Origin of the sequence: Streptococcus infantis, from assembly GCF_015546995.1 — a bacterium.
GTDB classification, from domain to species: Bacteria; Bacillota; Bacilli; order Lactobacillales; family Streptococcaceae; genus Streptococcus; species Streptococcus infantis_J.
Genome location: NZ_JADMUH010000018.1, coordinates 19,734 through 36,326, shown reverse-complemented (window position 1 = coordinate 36,326; position 16,593 = coordinate 19,734). Strand labels below are relative to the sequence as shown.

Genomic DNA, 16,593 nt, shown 5'->3' with positions numbered 1-16,593 from the left:
ATCTTAAAAAACCATTGAAAATACAGTGTTATTTGACGGTTTGAATTACTTATGATAAGATTTAATTTAAGAAAAGCTAGAGAAAAATAGAGGATATTATGAGTATTGAAATGACTGTGAGTGAGATTGCTGAGGTCTTGGGGCTATCCCGACAAGCAATCAATAATCGTGTCAAAGAATTACCTGAAGAAGATATTACAAAAAACGACAAAGGTGTCACTGTTGTTACCCGTAGTGGATTGATCAAACTTGAAGAAATCTACAAAAAGACTATCTTTGAAGATGAACCAGTTAGTGATGAAGTTAAGCAACGAGAACTCATGGAAATTCTTGTTGATGAAAAGAACGCTGAAATCATCCGTCTTTATGAACAACTGAAAGCAAAAGACAAGCAACTGGCTGAAAAAGATGAACAGATGCGTGTTAAAGACCGCCAAATCGCTGAAAAAGATAAGCAATTGGACCAACAACAACAGTTAACCCTTCAAGCTATGAAGGACCAAGAAACTCTTCAGCTGGAGTTGGATCAAGCTAAGCAAGAAGTTCAAGCATCGAAGAAAGGCTTCTTTGCTCGCTTATTTGGCAAATAAGAAAAAACTGCTTGGTTTCTATGATTAGACCAGGTGGTTTCTTTTTACAAATCAATAAGGAATGATAAGATGGAAACATTAAGAGATTATATCTCCTTTGACTTAGAATTCAACAAACACCAGGATAAGACTCATTTGATTCAAGTATCAGCAGTGCATTTTAAAGAAGGTGAAGAAGTAGGAGCATTTGACTCTTATGTCTACACTGATGTTCCTTTGAAGAGTTTTATTAATGGTTTGACGGGGATTACTTCAGAGACATTGAAAGGTGCACCAAAGGTAGAAGAAGTTCTGCATAAATTTCAAGTTTTTGTTGGTAACTTGCCTCTAATTGGTTATAATGCAGAAAAAAGTGATTTACCAATTCTACTAGAGCATGGATTTGACTATAGTCATCAATATCAAGTTGATGTCTATAATGAAGCACTGGAGCGACGTAGTTCTGATCTTCATGGAATTGCTAATCTAAAATTACAAACTGTGGCTAATTTTCTGAGTTTTAAAGGGCAATCTCATAATAGTCTAGAGGATGCTCGTATGACTGCTCGAGTGTATGAAGCTTTTCTGGAGTCAGATGAGAGTAGACTGTTACTCAATTCTCAAAGCAGTCTCAATTCGAATCCATTTGGTGCTTTGGATTTATCAAAACTTTTTGATTAGGAGTTTTTATGAAACCTGAAAAACCGAAAAAATTGGGTTTTAAAAAGATTTACCTTAATCTAGATAAAATCCTCTTTCTATTCTTTCTAATTTTTATGTTGGTTGACTATATCTGGTTGCCATTAAACTCAGTGATAGCTGGATTTTTACTAAGTCAGACTGGATATTTGTTTATTTCCTACAACAATATTTTTGAGATTATAAAAAACGCCCCCATAGTCAGTCTTGGCTTCGTAATCTTAATAGCCATCAATCTGCTGGTAGCCTATTTTCAACTTAGTATCCTCTTTATTGGAGCTCGCCACCTCCTATATCATGAAAAAAGGACTCTTATAGAATATAGTCGAAAAGTATTTCGTGAAAGCCTTGCTTTTATGAAAAAAATGACTATTTCAAAAGCTCTGTTTATCTTTTTATTTGTAGCAATGCTATTTCCTTTTATCAGGAAGATATTTAAGATTTATTATTTCAATAAAATCGTAATTCCAGAGTTTATTCAAACCTACATGGAAGATAAGTACTGGATGTGGTGGGTAGCCATTATTATCTTATCACTCTTATTCTTCTATGTTTCAGTTCGCTTGATATTCACTCTGCCCAAGGTCTTTTATGAAAAGATGACGGTTAAGGAAGCAATCATTTATAGTTTGGATAAAACTAAAGATCACTTTTGGTTTTACGCCTGGCATTTATTCTTAATTATTGTAAAAACCAATCTATTCTTCTATCTTCCTCTCATCCCAATATTATCTACTCAGTATATAGTGGATAGCCTTACTCAGAGAGAGTCTCTGGTTCTAGCTATTTTGAATTTTGTTCTTATCAAGAATTTCCACTATATGGCATTAACCTATTTCCTTGTAAAATTTACGTCCTTTTTAACAGGAGAAGAACTTGATATTATGCCAAGACGCGAGAAGGACCATATCATGAGGTGGGGTGTCATGGTGTGTGCATGTATCTTCTTTGCGATTGAAGGCTATAATTATCTAGAAGCTCCTGTAGTCAATCCACCACTTGTGATTTCACACCGTGGTGTATCAAATGGCAATGGTGTACAAAATACCATTCAATCCCTAGAAAAAACATCTCAATTAAAACCAGATTTAATCGAGATGGATATCCAGGAAACAAAGGATGGACAATTTGTCATGATGCATGATGCTAATCTTAGAGGATTAGCTGGTATCAATAAAACACCACAAGATTTGACCTTAGAAGAGTTAAAGCAGATTGACATTCATGAGAATGGTTATGATACAAAGATTTCAAGTTTCGATGATTATCTAACTCGCGCAAATGAACTGCATCAGAAACTACTCATTGAAATTAAGACCAGCCACAAAGATAGCCCGCAGATGATGGAACATTTTCTCGAAAAGTATGCTGCAAAAATTAAGGTTTATGGTCATCAAATGCAATCCTTGGATTACCATGTTGTTGAGAAAGTAACTCAGTATGATAAGAATATTCCAATCTATCTTATCCTTCCCTACAATTCTGTTTTTCCTAGAACGGTTGCGACAGGCTACACAATGGAGTACTCTACTTTGGATGAATATTTTGTCACGAAACTATGGAATACTGATCAAAAACTCTATGTATGGACAATCAATAGTTCCGAATCTTTTAATAAGTCTTTTCACCTAGGTGTTGACGGAATAATTACGGATGACTTGGAAAAAATAAAAGAAGAACTAGAAACTGCTCAGGAAGATCCTGAATATAGTGACTTATTGCTAAATAAAGCAACTGAGTTCTTTGCTTATTAACATAAATTAAAATAGGCTGTGTACCAGCCTATTTTTGATAATCTAATTAAAATGGTAACTTACCAGCAAATGCTCCAAGTTTCTTCTTAGTAGTTTCATCAATTTGTTCGAGCGCAGCATTGAGAGCTTGAACAGTCATATCTGAAAGAGTTTCAATGTCTTCAGCATCCACAACTGCGGGATCAAAATCAATTTTTACAACTTTTTTATCACCTGTTAAGGTAGCAGTTACGAGGTTTTGAGCAGAAGTCCCAACAAATTCTGTGGCAGCCAATTCAGCTTGGCTTTGCTCCATTTGTTTTTGAAGTTTTTGAGCTTGACGCATCATGTTTTGCATATTCATCATGGCGGTAGTTAGCTTCCTTTTCTTTTATTTTCCATTTTATTTTAACAATTTTAATTGGAAAAGTCTAATTAAAATTTCAGGATTGCTATATATATATCAACCAATGGTTTAAGGTTTCTTTAAGCTTTCTATATTATTCTGAAGAACTCTATATTAACCGAGAGTTAATAATGCAAGGATTAGTTTTAAATGTTCAATGCATGAAATGCTCTCATCATCAGTTTCTAACTAGAGAGAACTAGTATTTATTTCAAGATAGTGCTAGATTATGATATAATACTAAAGAATGAGTTTTTAAAACAAACCAAAGGAGAATCAATATGATTTACGCTGGAATTTTAGCAGGTGGAACCGGCACGCGTATGGGTATCAGTAATTTACCCAAACAATTTCTTGAGTTGGGAGATCGCCCAATTCTAATCCATACAATTGAAAAATTTGTCTTAGAACCAAGTATTGAAAAAATTGTAGTCGGAGTTCATGGAGACTGGGTGACACATGCTGAAGATTTAGTTGAAAAATTCCTTCCACTCCACAAGGACCGTATTATCATTACAAAAGGTGGGGCTGATCGTAATTCTAGTATTGAAAAGATTATTGAAGCCATCGATGCTTACCGTCCACTAACAGAAGATGATATCGTAGTAACACATGATTCGGTTCGTCCCTTTATCACTCTTCGTATGATTCAAGACAATATCGCTCTTGCTCAAAAACATGATGCGGTTGACACTGTGGTTGAAGCGGTGGATACAATTGTTGAAAGCACAAATGGTCAGTTTATTACAGATATTCCAAATCGTGCTCATCTTTACCAAGGACAGACTCCACAAACATTCCGTTGTAAAGACTTTATTGATTTGTATGGTTCATTATCAGCAGAAGAAAAAGAAATTTTAACAGATGCATGTAAAATCTTTGTCATTAAGGGTAAAGATGTGGCCTTGGCTAAAGGTGAATACTCAAACCTTAAAATTACAACAGTTACAGACTTGAAGATTGCTAAAAGCATGATTGAGAAAGACTAGAGACATGATTAATCAAATTTATCAACTGACAAAACCAAAATTTATCAATATTAAATATCAGGAAGAAGAGATTGACCAAGAGAATCATATCCTCATTCGACCAAATTATATGGCGGTTTGTCATGCGGATCAACGCTATTACCAAGGAAAGCGTGATCCCAAAATATTATCTAAAAAGCTTCCAATGGCTATGATTCATGAGTCTTGTGGAACTGTTATTTCTGATCCAACAGGTACCTATAAGGTTGGTCAGAAGGTTGTTATGGTTCCAAATCAACCACCTATGCAAAGTGATGAGGAATTCTACGAAAATTACATGACTGGAACATATTTCTTATCAAGTGGTTATGATGGGTTTATGCGAGAATTTGTATCTCTGCCTAAGGATCGTGTTGTATCTTACAAAGAAATCGAAGACACAGTTGCCGCCATTACAGAGTTTGTCAGTGTTGGCATGCATGCTATGAATCGTTTCATGACGGTATCTCACAGCAGACGCCAACGCATCGCTGTCATTGGTGATGGAAGTTTAGCTTTTGTCATGGCCAATATTATCAACTATACCTTGCCTGATGCTGAGATTATTGTTATCGGACGTCATTGGGAGAAATTAGAACTCTTCTCATTTGCAAAAGAGCTTTACATTACTGATAGTATTCCAGAAGATTTAAGTTTTGACCATGGTTTCGAATGCTGTGGTGGTGATGGATGCGGGCCTGCTATTAATGACTTGATTCGTTACATCAAACCACAAGGGACCATTTTGATGATGGGTGTTAGTGAGTATAAGGTCAACATCAACACTCGGGATTCATTGGAAAAAGGCTTGTTACTAGTCGGCTCTTCACGTTCAGGAAGAATTGACTTTGAAAATGCTATCCAAATGATGGAAATTAAAAAATTTGCCAATCGTTTGAAGAATATCATTTATCTAGAAGAACCAGTCAGAGAAATTAAAGATATTCACCGAGTTTTTGCAACTGACTTAAATACCGCATTTAAGACAGTCTTTAAGTGGGAAGTATAATGGAGGATTATTGTGAAGAAAATCGTTAAAGCAAAGATTGCTTCCTTATTGTCAGCTGACGAAGAAATTCAGAGCGTTGAACAATTGGGGGGGATGACCAATCAAAACTATTTGGTTAAGACAACCTCAAACCAGTACATCGTTAAGTTTTTCGGTAAAGGTACTGATAAATTAATCGATCGCCAGAATGAAAAGTACAATATTGAATTGTTGAAAGATTTAAAATTAGATGTAGAGAATTATCTTTTTGATATTGAAGCAGGAATTAAGGTTAATCAATATATTGAAAATGCTGAGACACTTGATTCAGCTACCATAAAAACTAAATTTGAAAAGATAGCTCCAATTTTACAAACGATTCATGCTTCTGGTAAAGAATTGAAAGGAGAGTTTGCTCCTTTTGAGGAAATTAAAAAATATGAATCATTGATTCAAGGGGAGATTTCTTATCCTAATTATGAAGCTGTCAGAAAGGCTGTATTTTCTCTGAAGGAAGAGCTTGAACAAATTGGAATTGATAAGAAATCATGTCATATTGATTTGGTTCCAGAAAACTTTATTGAAGGACCAGATGGCCATCTTTATCTCATTGATTGGGAATATTCATCTATGAATGATCCTATGTGGGATTTGGCAGCTCTTTTCCTAGAGTCTGAATTTACAAGTGCAGAAGAAGAAGACTTTTTAAGTCATTACGAGAGTGACAAGACTCCAGTTTCAAGGGATAAAATTCGTATTTACAAAATCTTGCAAGATATCATATGGAGTCTTTGGACTATTTACAAAGAAGAAAATGGTGCAGATTTCGGAGATTACGGAATCTCTCGTTACAATAGAGCAGTAAAAGAATTAGAGTCTGAAGGAGATTTAAATGAAAACTAAAAATGGAGTTTCTTTTGGGCTACTATCAGGTGTGTTCTGGGGATTAGGATTAACTATTAGTGCTTATATCTTTTCAATATTCACGGATTTATCGCCCTTTGTAGTAGCAGCAGCGCACGATTTTCTGAGTATTTTTATCTTGCTAGGATATCTTCTATTTAAAGAAGGTAAAGTACGTTTTTCAATCTTTTTGAACATTCGAAATGTCAGTGTTATCATCGGAGCTTTACTAGCCGGTCCGATTGGTATGCAGGCCAATCTCTATGCGGTTAAGTATATTGGAAGTTCATTAGCTTCGTCAGTCTCAGCTATTTATCCGGCAGTCTCAGTCTTGCTTGCCTTCTTCTTTTTGAAGCACAAGATTTCCAAAAATACAATTTTTGGTATCTTTCTAATCATTGCTGGGATTATTGCTCAGACCTATAAAGCAGAGCAGGTTAATTCTTTCTACATAGGTATTCTATGTGCTTTGATTTGTGCTTTTGCTTGGGGAAGTGAAAGTGTTCTGAGCTCCTTTGCTATGGAAAGTGACCTCAGCGAAATTGAAGCTCTCTTGATTCGTCAAGTTACATCCTTCTTGTCTTATCTTGTTATTGTGCTTTTCTCGCATCACTCATTTGCAGAAGTGGCAAATGGACAATTATTTGGTCTATTAATTGTCTTTGCAGCATGTAATATGATCTCTTACCTTGCCTACTACATTGCTATCAATCGATTGCAGCCAGCAAAAGCTACTGGATTAAATGTGAGTTATGTAGTATGGACTGTTTTGTTTGCAGCAATTTTCTTGGGTTCGCCCCTTAATTTGCTGACCATCATTACTTCACTTATCGTAATGGCTGGTGTTTATATTATTATTAAAGAATAAAGGAGAAAACGCGTGAAAGCGATTATCTTAGCAGCTGGCTTGGGAACACGTTTGAGACCCATGACAGAAAATACTCCCAAAGCCTTGGTTAAAGTCAATCAAAAACCATTGGTTGAATATCAAATCGAATTTTTGAAAGAACGTGGAATTGATGACATTATCATCGTTGTCGGTTATTTAAAAGAACAATTCGACTATCTTAAAGAAAAGTACGGGGTTCGTTTGGTCTTCAACGATAAGTATGCTGATTACAATAACTTTTACTCTCTTTACTTGGTAAAAGAAGAATTGGCTAACAGCTACGTTATTGATGCGGATAACTATCTTTTCAAAAATATGTTCCGTAATGATATCGAACGTTCAACTTATTTCAGTGTTTATCGTGAAGATTGTGATAATGAGTGGTTCCTAGTTTACGGAGATGATTACAAAGTTCAAGATATCATTGTAGATAGCAAAAATGGACGCATCTTGAGTGGTGTATCATTCTGGGATGCTCCAACAGCTGAGAAAATTGTTGGATTTATTGACAAGGCATATGCAAGTGGCGAGTTTGTGGACCTCTACTGGGATAACATGGTCAAAGATAACATCAAAGAATTGGATGTTTACGTAGAGGAATTGGAAGAAAATTCTATCTATGAAATTGACAGTGTTAAAGATTATCAAAAATTAGAAAAGATTCTTTCTATACAAAAATAAGCAACTTTTATGAACTGAAACCTAACCTATTTTTACTTGACATTTTAGGTTTGATACAGTATACTAGTGAAAATTTAACCTTTAAGGGCAGTCCAGAGAGACTCACAAGGTGTCAGAGAAAAGAAGCTACAATGGAAACAAGTAAGCAAGTGCTTATTTGCTACTTTTGTGTGAATATCTTAACTGAAACCTTGCAAGTGCAAGGTTTTTCTTTATCTGATCCCCTTAAAATTTAAGGAGGAAAAGTTATGAATCCAAATTGTAAAAAACGAATGGGTGCAATTCGTTTGGAAGTTATGAGAGTAGTATCTCAAGAGGAAATCGCGCCAGCAATCTTTGAACTAGTTCTCGAAGGAGAAATGGTCGAAGCTATGAAAGCGGGCCAATTTCTTCATTTACGTGTACCTGATGATGCTCATCTCTTGCGTCGTCCAATTTCGATTTCATCAATTGATAAGGCGACTAAGCAATGCAGACTTATCTATCGAGTTGAAGGAGCAGGGACAGCAATCTTTTCAAGCTTAAAAACAGGTGATAGCTTAGATGTTATGGGACCTCAAGGAAATGGCTTTGATTTATCTGATTTAGACAAGCAGAACCGTGTTCTTATAGTTGGTGGTGGAATCGGAGTGCCGCCCTTACTCGAAGTAGCTAAACAACTACATGAGAGAGGTGTTGAAATAATAACTGTTTTAGGATTCGCTACTAAAGATGCTGTTATTTTGGAAGATGAATTATCCAGATTTAGTCAGGTCTTTGTAACGACTGATGATGGATCTTATGGTATTAAAGGAAATGTTTCTGTAGTGATTAACGAATTTGAAACTGAATTTGATGCCATCTACTCATGCGGTGCGCCTGGTATGATGAAATACATCAATCAAACCTTTCATGACCATCCAAGAGCTTATCTATCTCTAGAATCTCGTATGGCCTGTGGCATGGGAGCTTGCTACGCTTGCGTATTGAAAGTACCAGATAGTGAAACAGTTAGTCAACGTGTGTGTGAAGATGGGCCTGTATTTAAAACAGGAACTGTTGTTTTATAAGGAGAGTGTCATGACTACAAATCGATTACAAGTCTCTCTACCAGGCTTAGAACTAAAGAATCCTATCATTCCTGCTTCAGGCTGTTTTGGTTTCGGACAAGAGTATGCCAAATACTATGATTTGGATCTTTTAGGATCTATCATGATTAAGGCTACAACCCTTGAACCACGCTTTGGTAATCCTACTCCACGAGTGGCAGAAACACCTGCAGGTATGCTGAATGCCATTGGTCTACAAAATCCTGGACTAGATGCCGTTCTCTCTGAAAAATTACCTTGGTTGCAAAGAGAGTATCCAAATCTTCCAATCATTGCCAATGTTGCTGGATTTTCAAAGCAAGAATACGCAGCCGTTTCTAGTGGTATTTCCAAGGCACCTAACGTGAAAGCTATTGAGCTCAATATTTCTTGTCCAAACGTCGATCATGGGAATCACGGACTTTTGATTGGTCAAGACCCAGATTTAGCTTATGATGTGGTAAAAGCAGCCGTAGGAGCATCAGATGTGCCAGTTTACGTTAAATTGACACCAAGTGTAACTGATATCGCGACCATCGCAAAAGCAGTAGAGGACGCAGGTGCTAGTGGTCTCACTATGATCAACACCCTTGTTGGTATGCGCTTTGATCTCAAAACTAGAAAACCAATCATTGCCAATGGTACTGGTGGAATGTCTGGGCCTGCAGTCTTTCCGGTAGCTCTTAAACTAATCCGTCAAGTAGCTCAAACAACGAATCTTCCAATCATTGGTATGGGAGGAGTTGATTCAGCTGAAGCTGCAATTGAAATGTACTTGGCGGGTGCGTCAGCAATAGGAGTCGGGACAGCAAACTTTACCAATCCTTATGCCTGTCCTGATATCATTGATAACCTACCAAAAGTCATGGACAAATATAATATCGAAAGTCTGGAGCAATTGAGAAAAGAAGTAAAAAGTAACTTATAGTTTTTTAAATTCGTAATATTTTGAATGCCTTCTTCTTTTTGGTATAATATGACTATGATTGTAACAATTCCTATAAAAACTGAAAAAGACATTGCAACACCAGGTCCAACAGTCCTCGTTTTAGGATATTTTGATGGTATTCATCTAGGACATCAAAAATTATTTAGCATTGCTGGTGAAATTGCTGCTAAGAAGAGATTAAGCGTTGCTTTAATTACATTTCATGAATCACCAAAATTAACCTTAAAACCCTATTCACCAGAAAATTTACTTCATATCCTGAATGCAGAAGAACGTGAACGTAAGTTTAAACGTGCTGGTGTCGAAAATCTTTATTTAATGGACTTCTCAAGTCGTATCGCTAATATGACAGCTCAAGAGTTTGTAGATACTTTTGTCAAAGAAGTTAAAGCTGATACCATTGTAGTTGGATTTGACTATAGTTTAGGTTCTGATAGAAAATCAGCAGAAGATTTAAAAGAAATCTTTGATGGAGAAGTAGTCGTAGTACCTCCTGTAGAAGATGAAAAAGGAAAGATTAGCTCTTCTCGTATTCGTCAAGCTCTCCTTGAAGGGGATGTGAAAGAAGCTGGTCAGTTACTAGGAAGTCCACTTCCTACAAGAGGAATAGTCGTACATGGTAATGCTCGTGGTCGGACAATCGGTTATCCAACTGCCAATCTCGTGCTCTTGGATCGTACTTATATGCCAGCAGATGGTGTCTATACTGTTGATATCGAAATCAAGAGAAAACTCTATCGAGGGATGGCAAGTGTCGGTAAGAACGTAACCTTTGATGGAGAAGAAGAGCGTTTTGAAGTGAATATCTTTGATTTTGATGAAGATATTTATGGCGAAACAGTGACCGTCTATTGGTTAGATCGTATCCGAGATATGGTGAAATTTGACGGCATTGAACAACTGGTCAAACAACTCGAAGAAGATGAAAAAGCTGCAAGAAAATAAAAATGAAGTTCGAATGAAAATTCGAGCTTTTTGTTTTTCAAAAGTAGTCGATTAAGAGTCTTAGATTTATTTTTTCTATTGGTAAAATTTTGGGAAAAATTAAATTTCTAGCTTGACATCTTAAATTATAAGGAGTAGAATATTTACTAGTTAATTAAATGGTTAAATACTAGTTAAGGAGTTCTAGTGAAAAAGAAAATACTAATATGTATGCTATCTTTTGTACTTGCCTTATTTTTAGGAGCTTGTAGTCAAGATAAGCAAAATGATGTCAAAGAATCTCATGGAATGAAAATAGTTACCAGTTTTTATCCTGTATATGCTATGGTAAAAGCAGTTTCGGGTGACCTAAATGATGTTCGGATGATTCAGTCGAGTTCAGGTATTCATTCTTATGAACCTTCAGCAAATGATATTGCAGCTATCTACGATGCGGATGTATTTGTTTATCATTCTCATACCTTAGAGTCTTGGGCGGGTAGTCTAGACCCAAGTCTACAAAAGTCCAAGGTTAAGGTCTTAGAAGCATCAGAAGGTATGACCTTGGAGCGCGTGCCTGGATTAGAAGATATGAAAGCTGGAGAAGGGATTGATGAGAAGACCTTGTATGATCCTCATACTTGGCTTGATCCTGAAAAGGTTGCTGAAGAAGCCCAGATTATCGCTGATAAGTTATCCGAACTAGACAGCGCTAACAAGGATACTTACCAGAAAAACGCACAAAGTTTTAGTGCCAAAGCTCATGATTTGACCAAGAAATACCAACCCATTTTTGAAAAAGTCAATCAAAGAAATTTTGTAACTCAACACACAGCTTTTTCATATTTAGCGAAACGCTTTGGATTAAATCAACTTGGAATAGCTGGTATTTCACCAGACCAAGAACCAAGCCCGAGACAGTTAACCGAAATTCAAGAATTTGTAAAAAATTATAAGGTCAAAACTATCTTTACAGAGAGCAATGCATCGTCTAAAGTTGCTGATACACTTGTCAAATCAACAGGTGTGACCCTTAAAACACTCAATCCTTTAGAGGCCGACCCACAAAATGATAAGTCCTACTTGGAAAATTTAGAAGACAATATAGCTATTTTAGCTGAAGAATTGAAATGAGGAGTTTATGAAAATTAATAAAAAATATTTAGCAGGATCTGCAGTGGTCCTTGCATTAAGTGTCTGCGCTTACGCTTTAAATCAACATCAAGCGCCTGAGAACAAAGAAACTAACCGTGTATCCTATGTTGATGGGAAAGAGTCTGATGCTAAAAAGAATGAAAATCTGACACCTGATCAAGTTAACCAAAAAGAAGGAATAGAAGCTGAACAGATTGTTACTAAGATTACAGATCAAGGCTATGTGACTTCCCACGGTGACCATTTCCATTTCTACAATGGTAAGGTGCCTTTTGATGCCATCTTTAGTGAAGAATTGGTCATGAAAGATCCAAACTATCAACTAAGTGATGGAGATATTGTTAATGAGATTAAAGGTGGCTATATCATCAAGGTGGATGGCAAATATTATGTCTATCTTAAAGATGCTAGTCACGCAGATAATATTCGTACCAAAGACCAAATCGAGAAACAAAAACAAGAACACACATCAGATAGTAGTAGTACAAGTAATGAAGTTATTGCTGCCAGAGCACAAGGTCGATATACAACTGATGACGGTTACGTCTTTAATGCTGCAGATATTATTGAAGACACAGGTGACGCTTATATCGTTCCTCATGGTGGCCATTATCATTACGTTCCTAAGAGTGCTCTATCTTCAAGTGAATTGGCTGCCGCTCAAGCTTACCTTGCTGGAAGAGGAAGTCAACAAAGTCTAACAGACTACAAACCGATTCCAAGTGTTGAACCAAGTCATCAAGTAGAGAAACCAGCTACAAGCAATCCAGTACAAGAAGAAAATAATCTTCAAAAACTTCTAGAACAGCTTTACGCTTTACCAGTTAGTCAACGCTATAAAGAATCTGATGGTTTGGTATTTGACCCGGCTAAAATTACCAGTCGTACGGCTAATGGGGTTGCTATCCCTCATGGAAATCATTACCATTTCATCCCTTATAGTAGTTTATCTGCTTTGGAGCAAAAGATTGCACGCTTGATACCACTTTCAGGTCTAGTAACACCATCAAATCCTTTAGAAACTCCAAGTAAACCAAACGAAGACCATGACCACGATCATGCTAATCATCATCACGATGAAGAAGAGCATGACCATGACTTCGCAGCTGATCGAGTGATTAGTGAGGACGACCAAGGTTTCGTAGTTTCACATGGAGACCACAATCATTATTTTTACAAGAAAGATTTGACGGCTCAACAAATTAAAGAAGCTCAGGAACACTTGAAAGGTAAAACCGAAGTTAAACCTAATCCATCAGATGAGCACCATGATGAAGACGGGCATGATCACCACCATGGTGAAGATCATAATCACGGATTCGATGCTGACCGAGTGATAAGTGAAGATGAGCAAGGTTTTGTAGTTTCACATGGAGATCATGCCCATTATTTCTTTAAGAAAGATTTATCAGCAGAGCAGATCAAGGCTGCACAAGACCATCTTCATGGTCATCAGCAGACAGAACCTGTTAAGCCTCTTGCCAAGACGGTTGAAAGTTTCTCTCGAGATGCCAGCGATGAAGAAAAAATAGCTTATATTTCTAAAACATATGGCGTTCCGCTTGAAGCCATCCGTATTTCAAATGGATTCTTTGTATTTGGTAATCCAGACCAGGCTTATGACCCAACTCACATTCACCCTTACGCTGTTCGTAAGGAACATGTTCGTATTCCACTCCAAACAGGTGATGCAGAGCTTGATTTCCTAAACGAACTCTATACAACTGCTCTACGTGATGGTGTTTCTCCTTATAGCTTACAGGTTGAAAATGGTAGCTTTGTTATCCCTCATGGCGACCACAACCACTATATTAAAGTTCAAACCAAGGGCTATGAAGTGGCTCTAAAAAACAAAATACCTGCCCTGCAATCTAACTATCAACCAGGTGCATTTGATGAAACGACTGTTCAAAACAAGATTGATCAACTTCTAGCAGAAAGTCGTGAAGTTTACAAGGATAAACCTATTTTACAAAGACAAATTGAGCTTGCCTTGGGACAATTTTCTGAGAATATGAAGAAGCTCTCAACCAACTCAACAGCTGGTTATCTGGCTGCTTTAGATCTCTTTGACAAGCAGTATATCCACGTTGACTCTAGTGTAAAGCCAACAGAAATCAGTCCTTTAGACAAGAAATATCAAGCTTTAGTAGATAAGATTAATACCTTGGATACGGATGCTTATGGACTTCCTAAGAAGGATTTATTGACTCAACTTCAAGAAAATAAACTAGCCCAAGATGAAGCAGGTTTAGATGCAGTTGAAGCTAAGTTACAAGCCTTGCAAGATTTTAATGACCGTACTGGTGTTACGACAGTCGAATACATCAAGTATTTCTACCAACATCTATCTGATGGTCGCTTAAATGACACTCTTAGAAATAAAGTTGCTAACTTAACTTGGACACTTTATCAATCACAATCCTTCCTTAAGGCGACTGACTTGAACAAACTCTTCCCAGAAATCTATCAAACAAAACTGGAAGTTGAAGAAGCTCTGAAGAATGAACCTGTTACAAGTAAGCCTTCTGAAACGATTTTAGATACTGAAAAAGTGGATGGTCATAGTGCTAAGACAGCAGTCTATGAGTTTTTGAAAGGTTTGTATGATGATATTAAGCCTGAGGAACAAAGCAATCATGTTCGAAAAGCTCAAGTAGAAGGACTCTTAACAAAAGCTGATGAATTAGTGGCTCAAGTTAAAGAAGAAGGTGTTAAAGCTTCCCTTGTTGACGAAGTGAAAAATCTGAAGGTTGCTTTGGAGAAAGAAGACGCAGACCTTGATGAATTAAATACACAGGTTCAAGATCTTTTGAAACGTATTTCACTAACAATCCAAAATGAACGTGACAATTCGAAACAAGACCCAGAGGTTTTAGTTCTTTACCAAAAACTCTATAACGGTGTCATTGCTCTCCATACTTATTTGGAAATGAATAATGGTTCTGATGCGGACTTTGAAAAGGTAGATGCTCTGTTTGATAAACTAGCAGCAGCAAGTAAGGATAAGCAGGCTCTTCTAACAGTTGCCCAAGAAATAGTCTTGTTAAATCAAGAGCTTAGATCTAAAGCAACGCCAAGTCAAGAAACACCTGTTGAATCAAAACAAGAAACACCAGGTCAAGCAGGCACTGATAAGCAAGTAGAAGCTAGCTCAGTGCAGACAACAACAGAGAAAACTTCTGAAACAACAACTGAACTGAATCCTGAATCTACAGAAAAAGTCGCAGAATAGAAAAAGACGAAGTAGCTAAGCTACCTCGTCTTTTTTTAGTCTTTATAAGCTACAATTCCAATAATAGTATCAACTGCACGTTCCATGGTTTGAAGGCTAACGTATTCAAAACGACCATGCATGTTTTCACCGCCAGCGAAGATATTTGGAGTTGGAATTCCCATAAAGGAAATCTTAGAACCATCTGTTCCTCCACGGATAGGCTCGATAATAGGTGTGATATCAAGACTTTCCATTACTGATTTAGCGATGGTGATTGGCGTCATATCCTTTTCAATGACTTCCTTCATGTTGTAGTACTGGTCTGTCAAAGTCAAGGTTACACGATTGCTACCAAGTTCTTGGTTCATCTTATCAGCGATAGCTTGCATAGCAGCTTTACGCGATTCAAAGTTTTCTTTTTCGAAGTCACGAATGATATAGCTAGCACGCGCTTCCTCAACAGTACCAGTTATATCCATGAGATGGAAGAAACCTTGGTAACCCTCAGTCAACTCAGGTCGGTCACCAGCTGGAAGTTGGTTGTGGAAGTCAATTGCCAACTGAAGAGCGTTAACCATTTGTCCCTTAGCCGTTCCTGGGTGAACATTACGACCTTGGAAATGAAGTTCAGCACCGGCGGCTGAGAAGGTTTCGTACTGCAATTCTCCAAGAGGTCCGCCGTCAACTGTATAAGCGAAGTCAACATCAAAGTCCTCTGCATCAAATTTGTTGGCACCAACACCGATTTCTTCATCAGGACCGAATCCAACTCGAATTTCACAGTGTTTAATTTCAGGATGAGCGTTCAAATATTCGATAGCTGTCATGATTTCGGCGATACCAGATTTGTCATCAGCGCCGAGAAGTGTAGTACCATCAGTAGTAATCAAAGTTTGACCTGGATATTTCTCTAAGCTCTTAAAATCTGCTGGATCAAGTTTGAAACCAGAAGTGCCAAGTTCGATAACCCCACCGTCATAGTTTTCAATGACTTGCGGATTAACTCCTTCAGCATTGAAATCTGCTGTATCTATGTGAGAGATAAAGCCAATCTTACGAGTAAAACTTGGATCGTTGGCTGGTAGAGTACCAATGGCAAAACCGTTTGGCAAATAATAGACATTTTGCAAACCGACACGTTTCATCTCAGGGATGAGGACATTGGTTGCGAAGTCTACTTGACTTTGAGTACTTGGTGTAGTGGTTGAATGTTCGTCAGAACGTGTATTGACTTTGACATAAGTCAAAAAACGCTCCAACAATGTTGGATATTTCATAAAAACTCCTTTTTTCCTTCTTTTAAAACCATTGTATCATAGAAAGAAGAGAAAAACAAAAGTCGGAAGGGAGATAACATCCTTATGTTAGCGTTTACTTATGGCTTCTTTAGTGATACAATAAGAAAG

15 protein-coding genes are annotated in these 16,593 nt (G+C 37.1%); 13 read left to right on the top strand and 2 right to left on the bottom strand.

Annotated features, from left to right (window positions below; translation table 11 throughout):
• Positions 1–98: 98 nt before the first annotated feature.
• The 3 genes from I1J71_RS06895 to I1J71_RS06885 all read left to right on the top strand — a co-directional run bounded on the left by I1J71_RS06895 (position 99) and on the right by I1J71_RS06885 (position 3,022).
• On the top strand, positions 99–590 hold the full coding sequence (locus I1J71_RS06895) for a DUF536 domain-containing protein (RefSeq protein WP_004252719.1): 492 nt from the start codon (positions 99–101) through the stop codon (positions 588–590).
• Between the two features lie 69 nt (positions 591–659).
• Entirely contained in the window at positions 660–1,250 is a 591-nt protein-coding gene (locus I1J71_RS06890; protein ID WP_195184202.1) for a 3'-5' exonuclease, read from the top strand.
• An 8-nt stretch (positions 1,251–1,258) separates the two neighbouring features.
• A complete protein-coding gene (locus I1J71_RS06885; RefSeq protein ID WP_195184201.1) occupies positions 1,259–3,022 on the top strand; it encodes a glycerophosphoryl diester phosphodiesterase membrane domain-containing protein in 1,764 nt (587 codons plus the stop codon).
• Between the two features lie 46 nt (positions 3,023–3,068).
• Here the strand turns inward: I1J71_RS06885 and I1J71_RS06880 are convergent, their stop codons facing one another.
• Complete coding sequence (locus I1J71_RS06880) at positions 3,069–3,368, bottom strand: YbaB/EbfC family nucleoid-associated protein (RefSeq protein ID WP_142557396.1); 300 nt, start codon at positions 3,366–3,368, stop codon at positions 3,069–3,071.
• A gap of 320 nt (positions 3,369–3,688) precedes the next feature.
• On the opposite strand from I1J71_RS06880, the gene I1J71_RS06875 reads away from it, so the two are divergent.
• The 10 genes from I1J71_RS06875 (at position 3,689) to I1J71_RS06830 (ending at position 15,205) form a co-directional block, all read left to right on the top strand.
• Entirely contained in the window at positions 3,689–4,396 is a 708-nt protein-coding gene (locus I1J71_RS06875) for a 2-C-methyl-D-erythritol 4-phosphate cytidylyltransferase (RefSeq protein WP_036752755.1), read from the top strand.
• A 4-nt stretch (positions 4,397–4,400) separates the two neighbouring features.
• Positions 4,401–5,423 (top strand): ribitol-5-phosphate dehydrogenase, encoded by a 1,023-nt coding sequence (locus I1J71_RS06870; protein WP_195184200.1) that lies wholly within the window; start codon positions 4,401–4,403, stop codon positions 5,421–5,423.
• Between the two features lie 12 nt (positions 5,424–5,435).
• Positions 5,436–6,305, top strand: a complete 870-nt coding sequence (locus I1J71_RS06865; RefSeq protein WP_195184199.1) for a phosphotransferase — start codon at positions 5,436–5,438, stop codon at positions 6,303–6,305.
• Entirely contained in the window at positions 6,295–7,173 is an 879-nt protein-coding gene (locus tag I1J71_RS06860) for a DMT family transporter (protein WP_195184198.1), read from the top strand. The genes I1J71_RS06865 and I1J71_RS06860 overlap by 11 nt, the downstream gene beginning before the upstream one ends.
• Positions 7,174–7,185: 12 nt before the next feature.
• Positions 7,186–7,875, top strand: coding sequence for a sugar phosphate nucleotidyltransferase (locus tag I1J71_RS06855; protein WP_195184197.1), 690 nt, complete (start codon positions 7,186–7,188; stop codon positions 7,873–7,875).
• A 248-nt stretch (positions 7,876–8,123) separates the two neighbouring features.
• Positions 8,124–8,924 carry a dihydroorotate dehydrogenase electron transfer subunit gene (locus tag I1J71_RS06850; protein WP_195184196.1) on the top strand — a complete coding sequence of 267 codons (801 nt, stop codon included), beginning with the start codon at positions 8,124–8,126 and terminating at the stop codon, positions 8,922–8,924.
• Positions 8,887–9,870, top strand: coding sequence for a dihydroorotate dehydrogenase (locus I1J71_RS06845; protein ID WP_195184203.1), 984 nt, complete (start codon positions 8,887–8,889; stop codon positions 9,868–9,870). The genes I1J71_RS06850 and I1J71_RS06845 overlap by 38 nt, the downstream gene beginning before the upstream one ends.
• Positions 9,871–9,924: 54 nt before the next feature.
• Positions 9,925–10,836, top strand: coding sequence for a bifunctional riboflavin kinase/FAD synthetase (locus tag I1J71_RS06840; RefSeq protein ID WP_195184195.1), 912 nt, complete (start codon positions 9,925–9,927; stop codon positions 10,834–10,836).
• A gap of 210 nt (positions 10,837–11,046) precedes the next feature.
• On the top strand, positions 11,047–11,949 hold the full coding sequence (locus I1J71_RS06835) for a metal ABC transporter solute-binding protein, Zn/Mn family (protein ID WP_229026669.1): 903 nt from the start codon (positions 11,047–11,049) through the stop codon (positions 11,947–11,949).
• Between the two features lie 7 nt (positions 11,950–11,956).
• On the top strand, positions 11,957–15,205 hold the full coding sequence (locus I1J71_RS06830) for a pneumococcal-type histidine triad protein (protein ID WP_195184193.1): 3,249 nt from the start codon (positions 11,957–11,959) through the stop codon (positions 15,203–15,205).
• 35 nt (positions 15,206–15,240) lie between these two features.
• On the opposite strand, the gene pepT is transcribed toward I1J71_RS06830, so the two are convergent.
• Complete coding sequence (gene pepT / locus I1J71_RS06825; protein ID WP_195184192.1) at positions 15,241–16,464, bottom strand: peptidase T; 1,224 nt, start codon at positions 16,462–16,464, stop codon at positions 15,241–15,243.
• Between the last annotated feature and the right edge of the window lie 129 nt (positions 16,465–16,593).